This window comes from Paenibacillus sp. USHLN196 (genome assembly GCF_037144955.1).
GTDB classification, from domain to species: domain Bacteria; phylum Bacillota; class Bacilli; order Paenibacillales; family Paenibacillaceae; genus Paenibacillus; species Paenibacillus xylanexedens_C.
This window is the reverse complement of the sequence record NZ_JBBCYH010000030.1, coordinates 14,010-32,952: the sequence shown is the minus strand read 5'-3', so window position 1 is coordinate 32,952 and position 18,943 is coordinate 14,010. Positions and strand designations below refer to the sequence as shown.

Here is an 18,943-nt window from a genome sequence, read left to right as displayed (position 1 = left end):
CAGGATCAAACTCTCCAATAAAGTATTGAAAAGAGCGATAAGCTCATTTTGAATCTGACGAGATTAAACATCTCATTTGTGCTCCAGTCGATTCAAGCCAAGGCTTGTTTCCAACTTTCGCGTTCATTCTGCAAGCAGAATGTTTACTCACTCGTTGTTCAGTTTTCAAAGATCAAACTTGTTTCGTCACCGAATGTCGTTCTCTTCAGCAACTTTTATATCTTACCACATCCGAACCAACTTTGCAAGCTCTTTTTTTAAGTTTCTTTCGAAGCTTATCCGTTTCGCTTGCCGCACCGTGTGAACCGTGTTTTCTTGGGCGGAATTAGAATATACCATGTACAGATTTACATTGCAAGTCTTTTTTTGATATTGAAAATACCTGCTTCATCCGGCCAATATGTTGTAATCTGTCATCCCTGTACTATGAATAACCTCAGCATCCTTATCACAAAGCATCTATTACTTATCCAATAAACTTAACCAGGGAAGCCATATTCACTACGATTTCAGAGGACATTCATTGTGACTAGCCCTGGTTTTCGCAAATCTCTTTTTTCTCTTTCTTCTATATAAATAAGACTATCATCCGTTAAGCACTACACGCACAACCAGCTTCTCTTCTCAGTGCTTACAAAATCCGCTTACCAAGTAGCGAAGCGATCAGTTCTACCCCAAGTCTCGCTGTGTGTCTATTGTGATCAAGCAATGGGTTCACTTCAACCAGTTCCATGGACGTAACTTGATTCGTGGAAGCAATTAGCTCTAATGCGTAATGTGCCTCCCGGTAATTCAAACCACCCGGTACAGGTGTGCCCACCCCCGGAGCTTCACGCGGATCCAGACAGTCCATGTCAAAGCTGACGTGGATACCATCCGTTCCTTCTCCAGCTATAGCTATTGCTTGCTCAATAACTTGCTGTATACCCATCCTGTCAATATCATGCATCGTAAATGCTTGGATGCCCAGTCCCTTAATCTGTTCCTTCTCATACTCATCCAGATCACGCAGACCAATATAGACCAAGTTGGATGGATCTATAAATGCGCCTGCCCCGGCAATGTGAGACAGATTATATGAAGTATGACCCAAAGAAGCAGCCACACTCATCCCATGCATGTTACCAGACAAGCTTCGTTCTTCCGTATTCAAGTCTGCGTGGGCATCAAACCAGATCACCCCCAGATTAGAATAATGCGCAGTTAATCCGGCGAAAGTACCTATCGCTACACTATGATCTCCTCCAAGCACAAGCGGAAAGGCCCCCTCCTCTACCGCAACAGATACTTCATTAAACACGTTCTCGCTGACCTGCCGTACTTCGTTTAAATATTTCACCCGATTCCGCTCAGCAGGGACAGATGGTTCAGTCGGACACTCTACCCGCACTTCTTTGGAAAGCACTAGCCCCAGGCTCGCGATCTCCCGCTTCAGTCCAGCTGTAATTAATTCATCGGGCCCCAACTCTGCACCGCCTCTCGCTCCACCGAGTCCGAAAGGAACCTTAATAATGGCAACATCGCGCCGCAGAGAAATATCAACTGTATTAGTAGAAGTATCTTGTATGCCATCAAGGACATCATCATTTTTCATGTAGGTCAGCTCCTTCATTGGTTGTCAAAACCAGCTCAATTCTCTCCAATGCCCAGTCAATCTCGGACTCTTTAATCGTTAGTGGTGGAGCAAACCGAATAGTTGTCTCATGGGTTTCTTTGCACAGCAGTCCAGCAGACATCAAACGTTCGCAATAAGGACGTGCTGATCCATACAACTCAACCCCAATAAATAAACCTCTCCCCCGAATATCCTTTATAGCCGAACTGCGAATATCACGAAGTCTTTTCATAAAATAGTTGCCCAGATGCTCCGATTGCTCGGCGAGCTTCTCATCCCCAAGGACTTTCAGAGCTGCTACAGCCACGGCGCAGGCGAGTGGATTCCCGCCAAACGTAGAACCATGAGACCCGGGTTCAAACAAATCCATTATCTCCGCATTAGCAGCAATAGCCGAGATGGGCATGACTCCTCCCCCCAGCGCTTTGCCCATAATCCAGATATCTGGTTCAACACCTTCCCAGTCGGAGGCAAAACGGCGACCTGTTCTTCCAAAACCGGTCTGGATCTCATCAGATACAGTCAGCACCTGCTGTTGTTTGCACAATGCAAAAGCTTCAGCCAGATATCCATTGGGCGGGATAACAATTCCAGCCTCACCCTGAATGGGCTCTACAAGAAAGCCAGCCGTATCCGGTGTAATGGCTTGCTTCAGTGCTTCAATGTCTCCATAGGGAATAATTCGGAATCCAGGTGTGAACGGTCCAAAATCTTTTTTATACTCCGCCGAAGAAGAGAACGACGTGACCGTCAGAGTTCTTCCGTGAAAGTTACCAGAGCATACGATAATTTCGGCTTGGTTCTCCGGTACACCTTTGCAACGATAAGCCCACCTGCGCACCGCCTTTACCGCAGTCTCCACTGCTTCAGCTCCTGTATTCATGGCAAGAATCTTGGATTTTCCCGTGAATTGTGAGAGTTTCTGATAGAAAAAAGAAGCTGAAGTACTATGGAATGCCCGTGATGTCAGCGTAACCTGATCTGCCTGGTCCTTGAGCGCCTGTATGATCACAGGATGTCTATGACCATGATTCAATGCAGAGTAAGCACTTAACATATCCATATAACGGCGGCCTTCAGGGTCTTCTACCCATACTCCTTCCGCCTGTTCAATAACAATAGGGAGTGGATGATAATTAGGTGCAGCATAACGCTCCGACCAATCAATTAACATTTTGGAATCTGACATACACGCCCAACACCTTTCCAAAATATTGTATACAAAATACAATATCAATGTATGCGATACCACCGCCATTTACGACTACATCCCACTATTTCCACAGCAGCCTACTCCCAGCTCTTCTTCGAAATGATCCCTTCATCCTTAGTTATCGAGAAGGAGACAGTTTACGTTCTAACCAGGAGAGCAAGTTGGCCAGTGTAAATGTGATTATAAAGTAGAGTCCGGCGGCAACAAGCAGCGGTGCAAGTGGCTGGAACGTAACGCCCTGAACTGTTCTGGCCGTGTATATAATCTCGGCTATACCGATCATGGAAACTAGCGAAGAATCTTTAATGATAATAATGAATTCATTGCCGATCGCTGGGAGCATGTTACGAAAAGCCTGTGGCAGTATAATGTAGCGAAGTGTCATACCATGCGTCATGCCAAGGGAGCGCGAAGCTTCCGTCTGTCCTTTATCAATCGCTTGAATCCCGGCCCTGAACACCTCCGCCATATAAGCTGAGCTATTCATAGTTAGAGCCACCACCCCCGACATAAATGCCGGTAAGTTCACACCTATAACCGTCAGACCATAATGAATAATAAGAATCTGTACCAGCATCGGCGTCCCTCGAATGAGTTCAATATACGCCGATGCCACAAATTTAATTGGCCATACTCGGGATATGCGCATTAGTGCCATGATCACACCAAGCAACGTACCAAACAATACACCGAAGAAGGAAAGCTCAAGCGTAACCCACGCACTTCGTGCATAATCCTGCCAATGCTCTAATAGAAAGGAAAAATCTAAATTCACGGCATATCCCTCACTCGTCCGTTTTATTCACCGAGCATCTCATTCGCTTCAACGACAAAACGTTCAATATCTCCATTCGATTTGAGTTTTTTCAATGTAGTGTTAATCTGATCCAGCAGCTCCTGATTACCTTTCTTCACCGCGATGGCCGAACCCCCCTCATCTTCAGCCTGTTCAATCTCTACACCCGCAACAACAAGTCCCTTTTGGTTGCTCACATACTGCTCAGCCACCGGCTTCTCTAGAATAAGTGCGTCTACGCGCCCCGTCTGCAATTCCAGAATCAGTTCAGGTATTTTGGCGAGAGAAGTGAGCTTTGCTCCCTCGATTTCCTGAGCGATCCCTTCCTGAATGGAACTCTTCTGTACGCCAACCTGCTTGCCCGAAAGATCATCCATGGACTTCAATGCCGCATCTTCACCTTCTCTAACGAGTACAGCCTGTTCTGCATAATAGTAGATATCTGTAAAATCAACGTTCTTCTTGCGTTCCTCGGTAGGGGTTAAGCCCGATATTACAAAATCGACTTTATCCGTACCAAGGGCCATAAGAAGGCCATCAAAGTCCATGTCCTCAATCTTCAACTCAACTCCCATATCAGCCGCAATCGCTTTGGCAATCTCGATGTCAAAACCTACGATGGTATCCTTACCATCGATTTTCTTATGAAATTCATAGGGTGCATAGTCCGCACTGGTTCCAAGCACGATGACTTCCTTTTCCGTCGATCTATTTCCCGAGGATGAAGCAGATTCCGATACGGTTTCTGTCGTTTTTTCCTGCCCGCAAGCGGACATGATCACAACCACTAACAACAGCATCATTGGCAACAGCACTTTTTTCACACATCATACCCCTATTCTTTTTTTGAATGAGTAGCATCATAAATTTGTATACAATACACACAAGGCAATATATGGACTTATATGTAAGTTATACTAACAAACATTCTGGTTTATCACAATGATTATTTACACATTTATACGCTCTAATTCCATAAAATGTGCTATATATAACACAGCACTTACATCGGTTGAAACATGAAGTTTGCTTGCCCAACTTCCCCCTCGGTGTTAAGATGATAAAAACTTGAAACTCCTGAACGGCGTGCACAGTATGGCCCCACACCCATCCAATCATCACTATACATAGAAAGGAGGATTCGGTATGGAGGTACCCAAATACCGGTCCTTGAAAGATCACGTATACGATTACATTGCCCAAAAGATTCAGGACGGGACGCTACTTCCCAATCAGAAGATCAACGAGGCCGAGATATGCAAAAAGCTGGACATCAGTCGCACACCTACCCGGGAGGCGCTTTTCCAGCTGGCCTCGGACAATCTGCTGCAATACATCCCACGCAGGGGATTTATTGTCACTCCTTTTGATGCAGGCAAAAAACTGGAGTTCTCCCAGGCAATCGGTGTACTGGAGGCACTTGCTGCCACACTCGCAGCAGATCACCTCAAACCGTCCGAACTGATGGAGATGGAAACTCTGATTTTCCGAATGGACGAGGATATTAGCCAACTTGATCTTGCTGCTTATAACAAGAACCAATACCAGTTCCATAACCTGTACATCCAGCGATGTGGTAACGCCACAGTAATTGAGATGTTAAACACGCTGAAGAACAGCTTCATCCGGCAGTCATATGTTAGTGATAATAAGCCAAAGCTATCTGAGGTATTACTTGAGGTCAATGAAGAGCACCGTCAAATTTTAAACGCATTTAGAGTCAAGGATAAGTCACAACTGGAATCCCTGCTTAAGCACCATTGGCGTATTATCGATAACGATATGCTCTAATACGAGATATCTCAACAAACCAAAGGCAACTCACGATAATGTGAGTTGCCTTTTTCCTATTTTTCCTTTTTGAGCTCCAATGGTGCCCTAGCCACAAAAACAGCATATCCTAATTTTTTGCCGTATTTAGCGAGTAAACGATCATTGGTGCGACTCATACGCTGCATACGTTCATCCTCAAACCAATTCATATCCATCTCGCGATACGGATCATGGTCCACGCCCCATTTTCCCATGGATCGCGAATGCTCTTTAACTTCAATCTTAGTGAAACCACACTGTTTGAGGCGCTTTCTCCACACTGTCATCGTTGCCAGGGTTCGTATGCCGTAAAATTGTTTCAGCCTGCGGCTCATCAATTCAGTCTTCCGTCCGGATAGAACCATCTCCCGATCCACCAAAAGTCCGGCCGGCTTCAAAACTCTTCTATATTCGGCAAGTGCACTCCGCCATGAGGTGAATATCGTAACCGACTCCACAAATACGACATCAAAATGATTATCCGGAAAAGGTAGCGCTGCTACATCGGCCTGAACAAATCGGACATCCACCCGTTCTCTTCTCGCTCGCCGAACTGCCTTATCCAGCATATTGCGATGAAGATCAATCGCCGTTACCCGATACCCACCTTTAGCCAGGTAACACGCGGTCCTCCCAGTACCACACCCTACCTCAAGGACATGACTACCCACAGGCAGTGATAAGCTATCCAGCAACTTCATCGTTGCCAAAAATCCTCCGGGATGGGCACTCCCCTCTCCCAACCGAGCCAGCATGTCATGATATTCCATGCAGCATTCCCTCCCTCATTCCTTCCAGTGTATGGATCAGACTCAAAAACGGCTCCTCCCTATTCGATTTCCCGGGTACTCGTCCATACCAATTCCTCTTCTATTTACTATGATATACAAACCGTTGATTTTAGCGGCAAACCGCAACAATGAGGGGGATATGCATGCATAGAATTCATCCGGTATGTGAAGAGACGGTGTCTCCGCACGTGGGACGTTCCGTTTGTCTTATCATGAAAGATGGTAAGCATATGTACGGCACACTTGGAGGTTGCCGAGATGGAAAGGTATATTTGAATGGATGCTTCGAGGGGCCGCGCCTGTCTTCAGTGAAATCCAAGCAACAACTTCGTAGAAACAGCAAGAAAAACGCAGTATCAGCTAAGAAAGCAAAATCTTCAGCTTACGGTGGTTATGGTGGATACGGAGGATACGGAGGATATGGTTATGGTGGTTATGGCTACGGTGCAGGGTATGATCTCGCTCTTGTGTCTACACTACTGTTGCTTCCATTCCTTTTCATCTAACCCCAATCTGAAAGTGGCTTAAAATTATAGACATAACAAAGAACCTTTTCGCTATATGCAAAAAGGTTCTTTGTCTTGTTCGTACTATACACGTCAATTACAATGAAATTTCAGTTAGAAATGATACAAAAAAAGGCATTCGCCAAAACGAATGCCGGGAACTTCATATTTAATACCCTTACCTTCGCACAGGGTGTCTGTTTAATCTTAAAAAAAAACACCTCGTTAGAGGCGGGTAAGCTATGTTAAATCCGATTTCCTTTAGGCATCGTTTTCAGATTACTATTCGAATTCTCAAGCAATGGTAGCATCCTGGTCGTGCTAACCATCTCAGAAGCACATATCGGACAAGTAGGTACGTTATCAAACGCAAAATTGTCCCGCATCCATCCTTTGCACGTATCACTCGTACATTCCCAGATTGCCGCATCAGCTTGTGGAATCTCTTCCAACGGTTTTTTGCGATTATACATGACTTCTACCCCCTTTGTTATGGAAAAACATCTAACCGACGTTATTTCACAGAAGCCAACACTTAGCGGAAGTTTTACGTTCCACGAACTTCTGCCTCGACAACTATTGGGCCAACTTTTGTATAACTGATCAAAAAAAAGAAGCTGCCTTTACCATTATAACATGTTAAAGGCAGCTATGCTTTAATTACAGTTTTACAACTTCTTCTGCTTGAGGACCACGGTTTCCTTGTACAATTTTAAATTGCACGCGTTGACCTTCGTCCAGCGTTTTGAAGCCTTCGCCTGTAATAGCGCTGAAGTGTACGAATACATCTTCTCCGCCTTCAACTTCGATGAAACCGAAGCCTTTATCAGCGTTGAACCATTTTACTGTTCCGTTTTGCATGTGAATTACACCTCCAAATAAAGATTAACATGTTCCTTTGTTCTTTGCAGCAAGCAAATAAAAATTCACACATTGAAAAAGGTACCAGTCATAAACCTATAAGTGATCGCCCTTTACAATATATGAATTAGGTTTTCCACTCTCTACAACTTGTTTTTATTATAACTCCATTTCAGCCAAAAAGCAAATCTTTGTATTTTCTTTTCAAACAGCTTTGGAAATACATGTTATTAACTGGCACGGGGACAGGGTTTATCACACTTATGTGCCCAGTCGCTCGTGTACGGTCTTATGAAAGGATATGCAGATCTAATCCAGCTTATACATTTTTTATATAATATTTTGACATGCATATCCACCACAACCAAAGAACAATCTTACTACAGTTTAACACACTATGTCCATGCCCACATAAATGCATCCCGATCCCAGGCGATCTGCCCACGATGAAGCTTCCGGAAAGCCTTCTTCACTTCCTTGGACAATGACGTATTACCGTTCTCGTTCACAAAAACAAACTCTTCCCCAAAATGGGTCTTCACATATTCTATGGCAGCTTCCTGATGAAGTGTTCCTGTGAATTTAATCTCCTGAACCATCCATTCTGCTACGCCTTGTGCTGTCTTTTCCACAATATCACCTACTGTCTGTACTAATGTACGGATAGGCAGACTTCTTACATGAACATACCTGTCTTCCCGCCAGACTGAAGTATACCATGTTCCAACCACTGACGGGAAACCGTTGATAATTTCCAGGTGGGATCGTTAATGAACAACCGTATTGCGCTGCTTGTTTCCTTTGGAAGGAACAGATGGATTCGTTCGATGGCTCCTCACCAACCATGCACAGTATACAATCAGTACTGCCAGTATAAACAGATCGTAGGGAAGTGTTCCTGTGTCTTGCAGGTCATTCCCGAGAAATTGAATCAGATTATGTATGAAATGAAACAATATAAGCGGTACGATATTTCCGTTCTTCAGCATCAATAACGCCAGGGCAGCTCCCAAGAGCAGCGCATAGATCAATTGCATGATCGTATCCGTCATATTCTGACCAGACAATGCGTTCAGGAGATGTGTAATTGAAAACAAGATGCTGGAGGTCACGACTGCGGCCACTGCACTTTTTTGAAGCAATGTTTTGAAAATAAGCCCACGATAGATCGTTTCCTCAACAAAAGCTACGAGCAAGGTGAAAAATACGAAAAAAGCCACCTTGGACAGGGTTAGCCCCCCAAATCCTTTCAGGGCAAGTGTACCCAGTACAAGGAGTAGTGGAATATAATACTTTGCGTGCCCCGCCGGGATACTTCGCAAGGAACGGAATCCAGTCTCTCCCCACTTGCGCTTTAACGTCAGATAGATAATTAGCACAATGGCAATGGGTGTAAAGGAGATAAGTACAGGGGAAGTGTAATCAAGTTGCTTTATCGTTGCAATGGCACCTGCAGCAAATACCGCCAACAAGAGAAGCAGCTCAATAATCACGACGGTGAGCACGGGCTTGCGCTTGGAAAAAGAACGTTTTGACTTAGATTGCGAATTGATCATACATTAATCTCCCTCACTTCATTTACTTTTTTCGTTGTCACATGAATTTATATGCCAATATAGTTGTATCACATGATCAGTATAATGAATATCCCTATTATGGATAAAACTATAAAAGTAACAAAAAAGAGACTTATCCCAAATGCTTTTCCCCTAAAATCAGGTATGGCTTACACCTGAATCTGTCCATTATAGTATTACAAGAGTTCAATGCTGCAGGGGTGTAGCGACTCTCCAACGTCATATATCTATGAAGTGCCATTAAATGATAGTTTCACAATGTATAATGAAAATCAGGGGGATACTATGAAAGCATTCTTTCAGCGCTGGGGGCATTTACTAGCTATTTTGTGCATACCGCTCCAAGGGTCGATTTACGTGTTTCTAGGCAGTAATACCGGGAGTGATGTGTTCTACAATTATGCCTGGATTGATACACAGATTCCTTTTATCAAAGAATTTATCTATCCATACATTAGCTGGATGCCCATTCTGTATCTTGGATTTCTGTATCTGGGTCTGACGAACAAGACACTATTCTGGCGTACGTTGATTACTTATAATGTTGGGGTTATGGCGGCGAATATCTGTTTTGCCGTATTTCCCACCTATGTACCACGTCCAGAAGTCAATGGGACCGATCTAAGCAGCTTCTTTGTACAATTCATCTATACAAACGATGCACCCTATAATTGTTTCCCAAGTGTGCATTGTCTCACCAGTTACTTGTTGTTTATCATCATCAACAGACACTTGAACTTCAAGCCGTTCGCACGAATATCTTGGTCAGTATGGCTGTGGTTAATTATTGCTTCGACCGTATTTGTGAAACAGCATTCCCTGTTGGATGTGGCTGGCGGGATCTTGTTTGCCGAAGCGGCGTATTGGGCTGTGCATCTCTTTGCTCTTCGACTGGAGCAGACACGTAAGAAAAATAAGCAACCACTGAAGAGTCCCCATGCAAGCAGCAATACGTAATATCTTATAATATATGTGACGGTAGGATGATTATCCTTCCATCAACAAAAAGAGGGCCTAGGCCCTCTTTTACTTTATACAGATTTGGTTAAACCTATTATATAGAAGAACTTTGATGGGTTTGAGGTTATTACGTGTTCATACTATAGGTGGACGTTCATGGAGCAGATCGGATGGTGCACTTCCGGTTATTCGCTTGAATATGCGGTAAAAGTAAGACAGGTCCCGGTAGCCGAGAAATTCGGCAATTTCCTGAATGGAGAGTTGTGACTCGGTGAGCAGATATATCGCTCTTTTCATTCGTTGATCATGGACATACTGGCTGATGGTCTGATTCGTCATGCTTTTGAATAATGCAGCAGCATAATTGGGGGTCTTACCAATCTCATCCCCGAGTTCTTCCTTCGTCACTCTCTCCCGATAATGCCGCTCAATGTATCGCTTCATCCGTTCAGCATGATTATGTCTCTCCGGCGGGATGACTCCCCGATCAAGCTCTCTGTTCATATAAATCAACACTTCCATCAATAAGGCTTGGCTCATCATGACATAATAAGATGGACGCTCCTGCCACTGCTGATGGATGGCGCTCATACGTTGGTGAATCAGTTCATAACATCCAGGTTTATGCCGCAAAGCCTCATACCGCTCCAGTGCAGGTAAACCTTCCGTATGGTCACGTTGCAGTTGAATCACAATCTGTGTGTGCGTAACCGTAGGAATACTCTTGCCGTAATACGGGACACCACCTGGAATGAGTAGCAATTCACCCTTTTCCATGATCTGTTTATCACCGTTCACCCAATATACACATTTCCCATATGTAACCAAGCTAAGCCGCCAAGTCTCTTGAGTTTGCACAGCTTCTTCGTACCAACCAACACCATTAATGTGTCGTACTTCAAGTGGAGTAACCATAACACACCTCATTACTGGACTATACTCTAATCATTGTACTATAGTTCATACCCTGTTTCGACAGAAAACGCTACAATACACATATAAGCTTAAATATGAGGAGGAAATTAGCATGTTAAAAACAAAAATTATTTGTACCATGGGACCTGCTTGTGACTCAATCGAATTGTTGAAAGTAATGATTCAGGAAGGTATGACCGTTGCCCGTCTGAACATGGCTCATGGCGAACTGGAAGATCACGTTACACGGATTAACAATATCCGTAAAGCAGCTTCCGAACTGAACACCTATATACCGATCATGATGGACATCAAAGGACCGGAAGTACGTATCGGCAAACTGAAAGAAGCATCCTGCCACCTGCAAGCTGGCAAAGAACTGATCCTGACTACCGAAGAAATTCTCGGTGACGCTGAGCGTATCTCAGTTAACTATCCGGAACTGAACCTCGTTGTAAAACCTGGCGATCGTATCCTCATCGATGATGGCCTTGTGGATCTGACTGTACTGTCCGTAGAAGGATCCGATATCCATTGTAAAATTATCAGTGGCGGCATTCTGAAACCACGCAAAGGGGTTAACTTGCCAGGAATTAAAACGACACTGCCAGGTGTAACTGAGCGTGACGTTATGCACATCGGATTCGGCATCGAAAACGATATCGAAATTATCGCAGCATCCTTTGTTCGTAAAGGCGATGACATCCGTGAAATCCGCAGCATTCTGAAAGAACGCGGTGTAGAACACGTACAGATCATCTCCAAAATCGAAAACCAGGAAGGTATGACGAACCTGGATGATATCATTGAAGCATCTGACGGAATCATGGTAGCTCGTGGAGATCTCGGGGTTGAAGTACCGATCGAAGACGTGCCGATGATGCAAAAAGAAATGATCGATAAATGTAACCGCGCTGGTAAACCGGTTATCGTAGCTACACACATGCTGGAGTCCATGCAAGTGAACCCACGCCCTACTCGTTCCGAAGTTAGTGACGTGGCGAACGCTGTACTTCAAGGTGCAGACGTTGTGATGTTGTCCGGTGAATCAGCTGCTGGTAAATACCCGGTACAATCCGTGCGCACGATGGCTGCTGTTGCTCGCCGTGCTGAAACGATGATCGATTACAAAGAGCAATTCGCACAAAAATCGGCTCAACAGATCGCTGATATTACTGAAGTTATCAGTCAGGGTGCTGTAAGTTCTTCCCTCGTACTGAATGCAAAAGCAATCATCACTTCGACTGAGAGTGGATTCACAGCGCGGATGATCTCCAAGTATCGTCCAAAAGCACCAATCATCGCAGTTACACAACATGAAGAAGTATTGGCGAAAATCTGCCTGCTCTCCGGTGTCATTCCGGTTATGGGCGACAAAGTAACCACAACGGATGAAATGTTCGAGTCTGCTACACGCAACGCAATCAAAACAGGTTACATCGAAAAAGGTGACATTATTGTATTGTCCGCTGGTGTTCCAATTGGCCAATCCGGTAATACGAACCTGATTAAAGTTCAACAAGTATAATTGAGCGGATGAAAATGTAGCTATCCAATGTAGCTTTAAATTAAAACACAAAAAAACCACCGAGAGCAAAAATGCCCCGGTGGCTTTTTTGTTGATACTATAGCTATAAGCCCACCATCATGATGTTAAAACAAGCGGCTTTGAGCTTATAAATTCCGAGAATAATTAACCAGATCCTGAGACATGGTATTGATCTCATCCATTGATGCATTCACCTGCTGTGTAAGGGCAGCCTGATTTTGCGTTAACGTGGACATATTACCGATATGCTCAAGAATCTGATCAATCAGTGTTTTCATCTTCTGCATGCTGTCTTCAATATTTACTGTGGCCTCCGAGCTATGATCAGCCAGCTTCCGCACTTCACCAGCAACGACGCCAAATCCCAGTCCCAGCTCTCCCGCTCGTGCAGCTTCAATTGCTGCATTCAATCCGAGCAGGTTGGTCTGACTGGCAATCTCTCGAATAAACACCGTAATATTCTTCGTATCATCTGCACTGCTTTTCACTTGAATGGCTGCATCGGCAGATAACTCCTGTGCAGTCACCAAATCCTGTGCCTGATCAGTGATCGAATTGATTCCACGTACCATCTCACCAATGGACTCCGACAATTGTTCGGTTTTCATATTCATCGCTTCTACGATCTGTTCCTTGTTCTTCTCATGGGTAACATCTCGAATAGTTCCAGCTACACGGAGCGGTACTCCATCATGATCCCGAATGGTCTCCCCGCCGGCATGATACCACCGATACTCTCCGTCTTTGCGTTGCAAACGATAATCCAGATCGTACGGCGTACGGCCACTATAATCATTCATATGTCTGGCGAACTCGTTAATCGTGCGGTCATGGTCTTCTGGATGAAGACGGCTACTCCAGCTGCTGAACACATTCGGGAAATCCTGCTCATCTTTAAATCCTAATTCTCGGCGGAACTGAGGTGACCACCAAAATTCATTATTCGGATTAACCACATCTCCAGCAACAACGGTCATATCCCACGGGGCCTCGACCAAGGCGCAGTTAACAAGATCATATCGGGTAACGAGCGCTTCCAGCTCATCGGATTTGCTCTTCTCCTCATGAATGTCAAACATGATACCCAGAAGTTTAACCGGAACTCCCGAATGATTTCTAACGACTTGTCCCAGGCACCGGAACCAGCGGATCTCACCACTCTTCGTAATCATACGGCTGATTACGTTATAGGCAGTCTTTGCACCGGGGTCATTCACATGTTTCATTATGGAAGCCTAACATTTGGCGGAATTCTTTCGAAAATGCGACGATATTATTGCTATCCAGCGGATCGCCTGCAACGAATTCAGATTCCCATAATCCCACATTCATGGCCTGGTTCAGCATTCTCAGACGCATTTCCACGGCTTCGTTCTGTGTTTTCATCATATGTACTGCTTTTTTGATATTACTGGCGATTTCATCGGTTTCCTGAAATTCAATGCCATCTTCGATCCATGCGCCATAATCGCCCTTTTCTGCGTTTGCAACCAGTCTGCGACTATATTCCAGTAATTTTTGATGGGTATCTATACGAATTTGTTTGGTAGACTCAGTACGTTTAAGAAACATATTCATTTCTCCTCTTAGGTCATATGATATTTCGACATAATCAGACACTAAATGTAGAGCTAAGGTCTTAATTTTGTATAAATAACAAGAACCAGCGCTAAATTAGCACCGGTTCTTTTTGTAGTTCATTTATTCTTCTAATATACATAAATCATTCATGACTGCCTCTTATCAGTTACCAGCCAAAATTCAGCGTTTTTCCAGTCTCCGCCCAAGTTTTGATGCTGCTCAGAATCATCCACCAGCTGCTCTGTGCACTCGCAAAGGAAGGATGGTTTTCTGTAAATTGATCATTGATCAGCGTCAGCTTCGTACACTCACCCACAGTCTCCAACTGAAAGACAACTCTGGATTGAAGCTCGGCATGATTCGCATGGTACGACGGTCCGGGATGCTCCTGATAACTGAGTGTGGACAGTGGTTCGAATTCTAATATATCTCCATACACATGGACAGTCTCCGCACCATCATTGCCCGGCCCTACATAAGCAAACGGTTGACCTGGTTGAAAATTGGTACGAAGTTCGCTGCCGAAAAAACTATTCCGGGTGCCGTCTGGTGATATTAGAGCATTCCACACGTCTTCCAGTCCTGCGTTGATATAGAATTCATATTTCAGTTCCACGCACTCACTCCCTTTATGTATTGGATACGCGATCTGCGAGTCTCGCACTCCTATCCTATCGTTATACCCCAAAGGCCGTATAGTAAAAACGCGACATCAGGTGAAAATATAAGCTCCTTAATTCTCCCGGAATGTTTATATCATGATCCAAATGGGTTGTGCCCATATAGTGCTTTCTCAGAAGATCAGATATACTGAACTGGAATGAAATAACAGTAACTGCTCACGATGATAAGATGAAACTAGAAAGGAATGGAGAGATGAGCCAATCCACGAATATCATGGGTATCCCGTTTCCCAATGTAACGATGAATCAGACTGTTGCGATCCTCGGTGAAGTCATAGATCAAGATAGCACTGAACTGTTCCATGTCATTACAGGCAATCCCGAGATCGTCATGTCCTGCCAAAGGAATGCCTCCCTTCGAAAAGTTGTCGATCAAGCCGGGTTGGTTACGGCAGACGGTGCTGGCATTGTGATGGTATCCCGTTTGCGGGGCGGACAGTTAACTGAACGGGTAACCGGTTGTGATCTGCTATTTCGTTTATTGGAGGAAGGTGATCGGAAACACTGGTCATTCTACATGCTGGGAGCAGAGGAAAGCGTCAGTGAACAGGCAGTAAAGGTCATTGCACAGCGTTATCCCGGAGTTATCGTAAAAGGTAGACACCATGGTTATTTCCAGGCAGATGAGGACCAACAGATTGTGGAAGAGATTCGTACTGCTCAACCAGACTTTCTTATCGCAGCTCTGGGTGCACCCCATGCGGAACACTGGATTAGCAAGTATCACCACCAGTTGAACGCTCGTGTAGCCATAGGTGTAGGAGGTAGTTTGGATATCGTGGCTGGCAAAACCAAACGTGCTCCTGCGATGTGGCAGAAGCTTAACCTGGAATGGCTCTATCGCCTTCTCAGTCAACCTTCGAGATGGCGCAGGCAACTCATTTTACCCCGTTTTGCTGTACGTGCATTGTTGTTCAGAGAGTCTAAATAATGTGAGATGAGCAGGAGGGGTTGTCCGGATGAAACAGGCGGAACAAGGTGCCAGACCCAGTATGGGTCTGCTGAATCTGAATGAAGGTGACCATAAATATCAACTGACACGCCATGCTCCTTCTGAAGTGCTTCACCCTTTTGTTAAGCACTACTGGATCGTATCATGGGATCTGACTGGACTTGAAGCGTATCCCCAACATGTCGTGCCCAACCCCTGTGTCAATCTGGTTGTGGAACGGAACAATACGTTTTTCTTCGGCCCATCGGGACGTAAATTCACCTATCTTGTGCGCGGGAAAGGTTGTGTTTTTGGCGTCAAATTCAAACCAGGAGGGTTCTATCCCTTCCTCCGGGTACCTGTCTCTTCACTGTACGGACAACCGATGGATGTATCCAGTATTCTTGATGTCACAGCGAGCGCCATGGAAGAGCGGCTGCTTGGGGATGGGGATGATGCATATAAAATCAATTACATCGATCAGCTATTATCTGCACACCTTCCAGTTGAGGATGCTCAAGCGACGCTGGTTAGCAGCATTGTGCAACAGATTGAACAGAACCGGGAGATGTTGAGAGTAGATGATCTATCTTCATATTGGAACATTCATAAAAGAAAGCTCCAGCGCCTGTTCAATCAGTATGTGGGCATCGGACCCAAAACCGTAATCAAGTTGTATCGTCTGCAAAATGCTGCAGAATGGATGGAGCAGGGTCTTCACTGTGATCTGGTTAAGTTGTCTCAAGATCTCGGATACCATGATCAATCCCACTTCATCCGAGATTTCAAATCTATTATCGGCAGTACACCGGAGGAGTATATCCACTCCAAACAACCGAATAGCGAGCGCCGAGGGCCAATGAATTAAAGCCTGTCCTGAACATTCAGGACAGGCGAATGACTTCGATGGTATCCCCGGTATGGATTGCCCCTTCCCGTTCAACCGAGCAGACGATCCCACGTTTTTTGTGAGCAGCTGGCACGAATTTTTTGCGCAAACCGTCTTGTTCGTAGAATTGCTCAATCATTTTTCCTGGATGCACACAGGGAAGGTTCTCCCCTTCGCATATTAACCCCGTCCCGTCCGGAAATAGAAGCCGAGTTCCAGCAGGCAGTTCAGTTAATCGATCAATGCCACGGACCAGCATATTGGCACCAAGCCACTCTGGACGCACTTCAGGAATGTTCATTTTCTCAGCAATAAAAGCACATTCCTCCTCTGACACGATACTGATCTGCCTGCGATTCGCAATCAGTGTACCCCGCTTGTAGATTTTCTGGCGTGAGTCCGCCGGACGAAGCAGACCATAATGGCGATCATTCGGAATTCCCGCAAGCTCAATATCGATAAGAGGGACGACTCGTGTCACAAATGTGGATGGATCATCAGCTAACAAAACGAATTGCACAGTTCCCATAGTGATCTCCTCTCTTTTTTAGTGGATCGCTTCTTTATTGTTCATTATTACCCAATGAATGGTTTTTCGACAATCGGCGTATGCTTATATAAAATTGGAAACTTGATAACACACAATTAAATTGTTGAAAATTAAATTTACTCTTCCCGTTCTTGATGTAAAGATTTATACTAAGACGGACAAGTAAATAAATTACATATTAGAAAGCAAGGTGTTTCTTTTGATTAGTATCATTTTTGTAGCTCTTGTAGCTGTCGAACACATCTATATCATGGTGATGGAGATGTTCATGTGGACTCGTCCACGCACAATGAAAACCTTCAATCTCACGCCCGAGTTCGCCAAATCTACCAAATCCCTCGCGGCCAACCAAGGCCTTTACAATGGATTTCTCGCTGCAGGTCTAATCTGGGGACTCGTATATCCGGATGCTGCCGTTGGACAGCATATTCAGATTTTCTTCCTGGCTTGCGTGATTATCGCGGCTCTCTATGGAGGAGCAACTGCTTCACGTTCAATCATTATCAAACAAGGATTACCTGCGATCATTGCATTGTTGCTGGTTCTGTTCCTGTAAATCCCTGTCGATTGGTGCATTGCTGCGGTTCATCTTGACTCCTTTATGGTAAGGTAGTGAATAGAGGGTAGTGAATAGAGAATAGCAGTGTACATTGACCAGAATGATCTGGGATCGGAAGGAGAACGTGTCATGGGATTGTTCGACAAGCTACGACGACGCAAAAAGGAAAAGGTACCCACAGGTGGGGCTGTAGAATCGACGAATTACAGTGAAACCATCGTGGGTTTTGTCCTGTTGGAGCGCGACGATTGTGATTTTGATCTCTTCATCAGGAACATGAAAAACGAATGGGATATCGAGATTGAGGAACGCCCGGAGGAGGGCAATCTCTTTTTTGAGGTAAATGGAATGCAGGTGGTATGTGCTCATATTGCCGCGCCTGTACCTGACCGTGAAGTTGAGGAGAATGCCAAACTGAACATCCTTTGGCGAGAAGCAGAACAAGTCACCTCACGGCACCAGTCTCAGATTATCGTATCCGTTCTGAACGCAACAAATGCAATAGAGGGACATGTTCTGTTCACTCAGACTGCGAGTGCGTTATTACAGTTGGACCACGCATTAGCAATATATATGGCTCCGCTTGTTGTTGAAGCCCGTCAATATGTTGAGACCAGCCACGGAATCAAGCATGATGAGTTGCCCGTCTCGCTCTGGATTTTCATCGGATTATTCCAAAATGCTGAAGGCGCTTCAGCTTATACTTACGGACTACGTAACTTCGGAAAAGAAGAGATGGAGATTATACAATCGTCTGAGTCCTTAAGTGACGTATTCGAGATGATGTTCATGACCACAACGTATGTCGTTGAAAACGACGTTACATTGCATGACGGGGAAACACTTGGTTTCTCAGCAGAACAAAAGTTGAGCATATCCCTTTCCAAAGGTGTAGCGACGGAAGGAAACAGTTTGAAGATTGGATTCTAAACTTACTTATGTGCTCGTGGAGCATCAGAAATTACTGATAGAGTGGGGCATGAAACGTGCCAGTATAGTCGTAGGCGGTGCGATCGCCAAAATGCAATTGAATCGGATTTCCAAAGAATCAGCACATCAGACTGAATTCCAATGGGAAACGTATGACGAGGCTTTGGCATTTTTGTTGAAATAAATCGAATTATTGTTGCGTAGTTGTAAAGAGAATATGTAGAT

At 44.7% G+C, this 18,943-nt stretch carries 21 protein-coding genes and 1 pseudogene; 9 read left to right on the top strand and 13 right to left on the bottom strand.

Annotated features, from left to right (window positions below):
- Positions 1-631: 631 nt before the first annotated feature.
- From rocF to WFI24_RS33935, 4 genes are all read right to left on the bottom strand, one after another.
- On the bottom strand, positions 632-1,594 hold the full coding sequence (gene rocF, locus WFI24_RS33950; RefSeq protein ID WP_336766218.1) for an arginase: 963 nt from the start codon (positions 1,592-1,594) through the stop codon (positions 632-634).
- Positions 1,584-2,804: an ornithine--oxo-acid transaminase gene (locus WFI24_RS33945; RefSeq protein ID WP_336766216.1), complete on the bottom strand. Its 1,221-nt coding sequence runs from the start codon at positions 2,802-2,804 to the stop codon at positions 1,584-1,586. Before WFI24_RS33945 ends, rocF begins: the two co-directional genes overlap by 11 nt.
- 142 nt (positions 2,805-2,946) lie before the next feature.
- Entirely contained in the window at positions 2,947-3,603 is a 657-nt protein-coding gene (locus tag WFI24_RS33940; RefSeq protein ID WP_336766214.1) for an amino acid ABC transporter permease, read from the bottom strand.
- A gap of 23 nt (positions 3,604-3,626) precedes the next feature.
- Positions 3,627-4,448, bottom strand: a complete 822-nt coding sequence (locus WFI24_RS33935) for a transporter substrate-binding domain-containing protein (RefSeq protein WP_336766212.1) — start codon at positions 4,446-4,448, stop codon at positions 3,627-3,629.
- A gap of 322 nt (positions 4,449-4,770) precedes the next feature.
- On the opposite strand from WFI24_RS33935, the gene WFI24_RS33930 reads away from it, so the two are divergent.
- Positions 4,771-5,415, top strand: coding sequence for a GntR family transcriptional regulator (locus WFI24_RS33930; protein WP_336766209.1), 645 nt, complete (start codon positions 4,771-4,773; stop codon positions 5,413-5,415).
- Positions 5,416-5,471: 56 nt separating this feature from the next.
- Here the strand turns inward: WFI24_RS33930 and WFI24_RS33925 are convergent, their stop codons facing one another.
- Positions 5,472-6,206 (bottom strand): class I SAM-dependent methyltransferase, encoded by a 735-nt coding sequence (locus WFI24_RS33925; protein WP_336766207.1) that lies wholly within the window; start codon positions 6,204-6,206, stop codon positions 5,472-5,474.
- A gap of 164 nt (positions 6,207-6,370) precedes the next feature.
- Here WFI24_RS33925 and WFI24_RS33920 point away from each other — a divergent pair, with 164 nt between their 5' ends.
- A complete protein-coding gene (locus tag WFI24_RS33920) occupies positions 6,371-6,733 on the top strand; it encodes a hypothetical protein (RefSeq protein WP_336766205.1) in 363 nt (120 codons plus the stop codon).
- Positions 6,734-6,978: 245 nt separating this feature from the next.
- On the opposite strand, the gene WFI24_RS33915 is transcribed toward WFI24_RS33920, so the two are convergent.
- From WFI24_RS33915 to WFI24_RS33900, 4 genes are all read right to left on the bottom strand, one after another.
- The gene (locus WFI24_RS33915) at positions 6,979-7,206 is read right to left on the bottom strand and encodes a cold-shock protein (protein WP_017691121.1); all 228 of its coding nucleotides are present in this window, start codon (positions 7,204-7,206) and stop codon (positions 6,979-6,981) included.
- A gap of 187 nt (positions 7,207-7,393) precedes the next feature.
- Complete coding sequence (locus WFI24_RS33910; RefSeq protein ID WP_024633772.1) at positions 7,394-7,594, bottom strand: cold-shock protein; 201 nt, start codon at positions 7,592-7,594, stop codon at positions 7,394-7,396.
- Positions 7,595-7,989: 395 nt separating this feature from the next.
- Positions 7,990-8,226 (bottom strand): DUF6953 family protein, encoded by a 237-nt coding sequence (locus WFI24_RS33905; protein ID WP_036607962.1) that lies wholly within the window; start codon positions 8,224-8,226, stop codon positions 7,990-7,992.
- 135 nt (positions 8,227-8,361) lie between these two features.
- The gene (locus WFI24_RS33900) at positions 8,362-9,150 is read right to left on the bottom strand and encodes a CPBP family intramembrane glutamic endopeptidase (RefSeq protein WP_336766189.1); all 789 of its coding nucleotides are present in this window, start codon (positions 9,148-9,150) and stop codon (positions 8,362-8,364) included.
- 306 nt (positions 9,151-9,456) lie between these two features.
- Here WFI24_RS33900 and WFI24_RS33895 point away from each other — a divergent pair, with 306 nt between their 5' ends.
- Positions 9,457-10,128 (top strand): phosphatase PAP2 family protein, encoded by a 672-nt coding sequence (locus WFI24_RS33895; RefSeq protein WP_336766187.1) that lies wholly within the window; start codon positions 9,457-9,459, stop codon positions 10,126-10,128.
- Positions 10,129-10,266: 138 nt separating this feature from the next.
- On the opposite strand, the gene WFI24_RS33890 is transcribed toward WFI24_RS33895, so the two are convergent.
- Complete coding sequence (locus tag WFI24_RS33890; protein WP_336766185.1) at positions 10,267-11,046, bottom strand: helix-turn-helix transcriptional regulator; 780 nt, start codon at positions 11,044-11,046, stop codon at positions 10,267-10,269.
- A 112-nt stretch (positions 11,047-11,158) separates the two neighbouring features.
- Here WFI24_RS33890 and pyk point away from each other — a divergent pair, with 112 nt between their 5' ends.
- Positions 11,159-12,574 carry a pyruvate kinase gene (gene pyk / locus WFI24_RS33885; RefSeq protein ID WP_145326629.1) on the top strand — a complete coding sequence of 472 codons (1,416 nt, stop codon included), beginning with the start codon at positions 11,159-11,161 and terminating at the stop codon, positions 12,572-12,574.
- A 146-nt stretch (positions 12,575-12,720) separates the two neighbouring features.
- Here pyk and WFI24_RS33880 read toward each other — a convergent pair.
- Together WFI24_RS33880 and WFI24_RS33875 are read right to left on the bottom strand one after the other, a co-directional pair.
- Positions 12,721-14,167: pseudogene (locus WFI24_RS33880) on the bottom strand (methyl-accepting chemotaxis protein).
- 175 nt (positions 14,168-14,342) lie between these two features.
- A complete protein-coding gene (locus WFI24_RS33875; protein ID WP_336766183.1) occupies positions 14,343-14,792 on the bottom strand; it encodes an SRPBCC family protein in 450 nt (149 codons plus the stop codon).
- A 260-nt stretch (positions 14,793-15,052) separates the two neighbouring features.
- On the opposite strand from WFI24_RS33875, the gene WFI24_RS33870 reads away from it, so the two are divergent.
- Together WFI24_RS33870 and WFI24_RS33865 are read left to right on the top strand one after the other, a co-directional pair.
- A complete protein-coding gene (locus WFI24_RS33870) occupies positions 15,053-15,790 on the top strand; it encodes a WecB/TagA/CpsF family glycosyltransferase (RefSeq protein ID WP_336766181.1) in 738 nt (245 codons plus the stop codon).
- Positions 15,791-15,818: 28 nt separating this feature from the next.
- Complete coding sequence (locus WFI24_RS33865; RefSeq protein ID WP_336766179.1) at positions 15,819-16,658, top strand: helix-turn-helix transcriptional regulator; 840 nt, start codon at positions 15,819-15,821, stop codon at positions 16,656-16,658.
- A gap of 16 nt (positions 16,659-16,674) precedes the next feature.
- Here WFI24_RS33865 and WFI24_RS33860 read toward each other — a convergent pair whose 3' ends face one another.
- Positions 16,675-17,208: an MOSC domain-containing protein gene (locus tag WFI24_RS33860; protein WP_336766178.1), complete on the bottom strand. Its 534-nt coding sequence runs from the start codon at positions 17,206-17,208 to the stop codon at positions 16,675-16,677.
- 220 nt (positions 17,209-17,428) lie between these two features.
- On the opposite strand from WFI24_RS33860, the gene WFI24_RS33855 reads away from it, so the two are divergent.
- The 3 genes from WFI24_RS33855 (at position 17,429) to WFI24_RS33845 (ending at position 18,902) form a co-directional block, all read left to right on the top strand.
- On the top strand, positions 17,429-17,785 hold the full coding sequence (locus WFI24_RS33855) for a DUF1304 domain-containing protein (RefSeq protein WP_222125303.1): 357 nt from the start codon (positions 17,429-17,431) through the stop codon (positions 17,783-17,785).
- 87 nt (positions 17,786-17,872) lie between these two features.
- Positions 17,873-18,718, top strand: coding sequence for a DUF4261 domain-containing protein (locus tag WFI24_RS33850; RefSeq protein ID WP_336766176.1), 846 nt, complete (start codon positions 17,873-17,875; stop codon positions 18,716-18,718).
- On the top strand, positions 18,708-18,902 hold the full coding sequence (locus WFI24_RS33845; RefSeq protein ID WP_336766175.1) for a hypothetical protein: 195 nt from the start codon (positions 18,708-18,710) through the stop codon (positions 18,900-18,902). Before WFI24_RS33850 ends, WFI24_RS33845 begins: the two co-directional genes overlap by 11 nt.
- The last annotated feature ends 41 nt before the right edge of the window (positions 18,903-18,943 follow it).

Excerpts from the sequence above, each read along its gene's own strand:
- rocF (WP_336766218.1), bottom strand. The coding sequence starts at position 1,594 with ATGAAAAATGATGATGTCCTTGATGGCATACAAGATACTTCTACTAAT.
- WFI24_RS33945 (WP_336766216.1), bottom strand. The coding sequence starts at position 2,804 with ATGTCAGATTCCAAAATGTTAATTGATTGGTCGGAGCGTTATGCTGCA.
- WFI24_RS33930 (WP_336766209.1), top strand. The coding sequence starts at position 4,771 with ATGGAGGTACCCAAATACCGGTCCTTGAAAGATCACGTATACGATTAC.
- WFI24_RS33925 (WP_336766207.1), bottom strand. The coding sequence starts at position 6,206 with ATGGAATATCATGACATGCTGGCTCGGTTGGGAGAGGGGAGTGCCCAT.
- WFI24_RS33920 (WP_336766205.1), top strand. The coding sequence starts at position 6,371 with ATGCATAGAATTCATCCGGTATGTGAAGAGACGGTGTCTCCGCACGTG.
- WFI24_RS33915 (WP_017691121.1), bottom strand. The coding sequence starts at position 7,206 with ATGTATAATCGCAAAAAACCGTTGGAAGAGATTCCACAAGCTGATGCG.
- WFI24_RS33910 (WP_024633772.1), bottom strand. The coding sequence starts at position 7,594 with ATGCAAAACGGAACAGTAAAATGGTTCAACGCTGATAAAGGCTTCGGT.
- WFI24_RS33900 (WP_336766189.1), bottom strand. The coding sequence starts at position 9,150 with ATGATCAATTCGCAATCTAAGTCAAAACGTTCTTTTTCCAAGCGCAAG.
- WFI24_RS33895 (WP_336766187.1), top strand. The coding sequence starts at position 9,457 with ATGAAAGCATTCTTTCAGCGCTGGGGGCATTTACTAGCTATTTTGTGC.
- WFI24_RS33890 (WP_336766185.1), bottom strand. The coding sequence starts at position 11,046 with ATGGTTACTCCACTTGAAGTACGACACATTAATGGTGTTGGTTGGTAC.
- pyk (WP_145326629.1), top strand. The coding sequence starts at position 11,159 with ATGTTAAAAACAAAAATTATTTGTACCATGGGACCTGCTTGTGACTCA.
- WFI24_RS33870 (WP_336766181.1), top strand. The coding sequence starts at position 15,053 with ATGAGCCAATCCACGAATATCATGGGTATCCCGTTTCCCAATGTAACG.
- WFI24_RS33865 (WP_336766179.1), top strand. The coding sequence starts at position 15,819 with ATGAAACAGGCGGAACAAGGTGCCAGACCCAGTATGGGTCTGCTGAAT.
- WFI24_RS33860 (WP_336766178.1), bottom strand. The coding sequence starts at position 17,208 with ATGGGAACTGTGCAATTCGTTTTGTTAGCTGATGATCCATCCACATTT.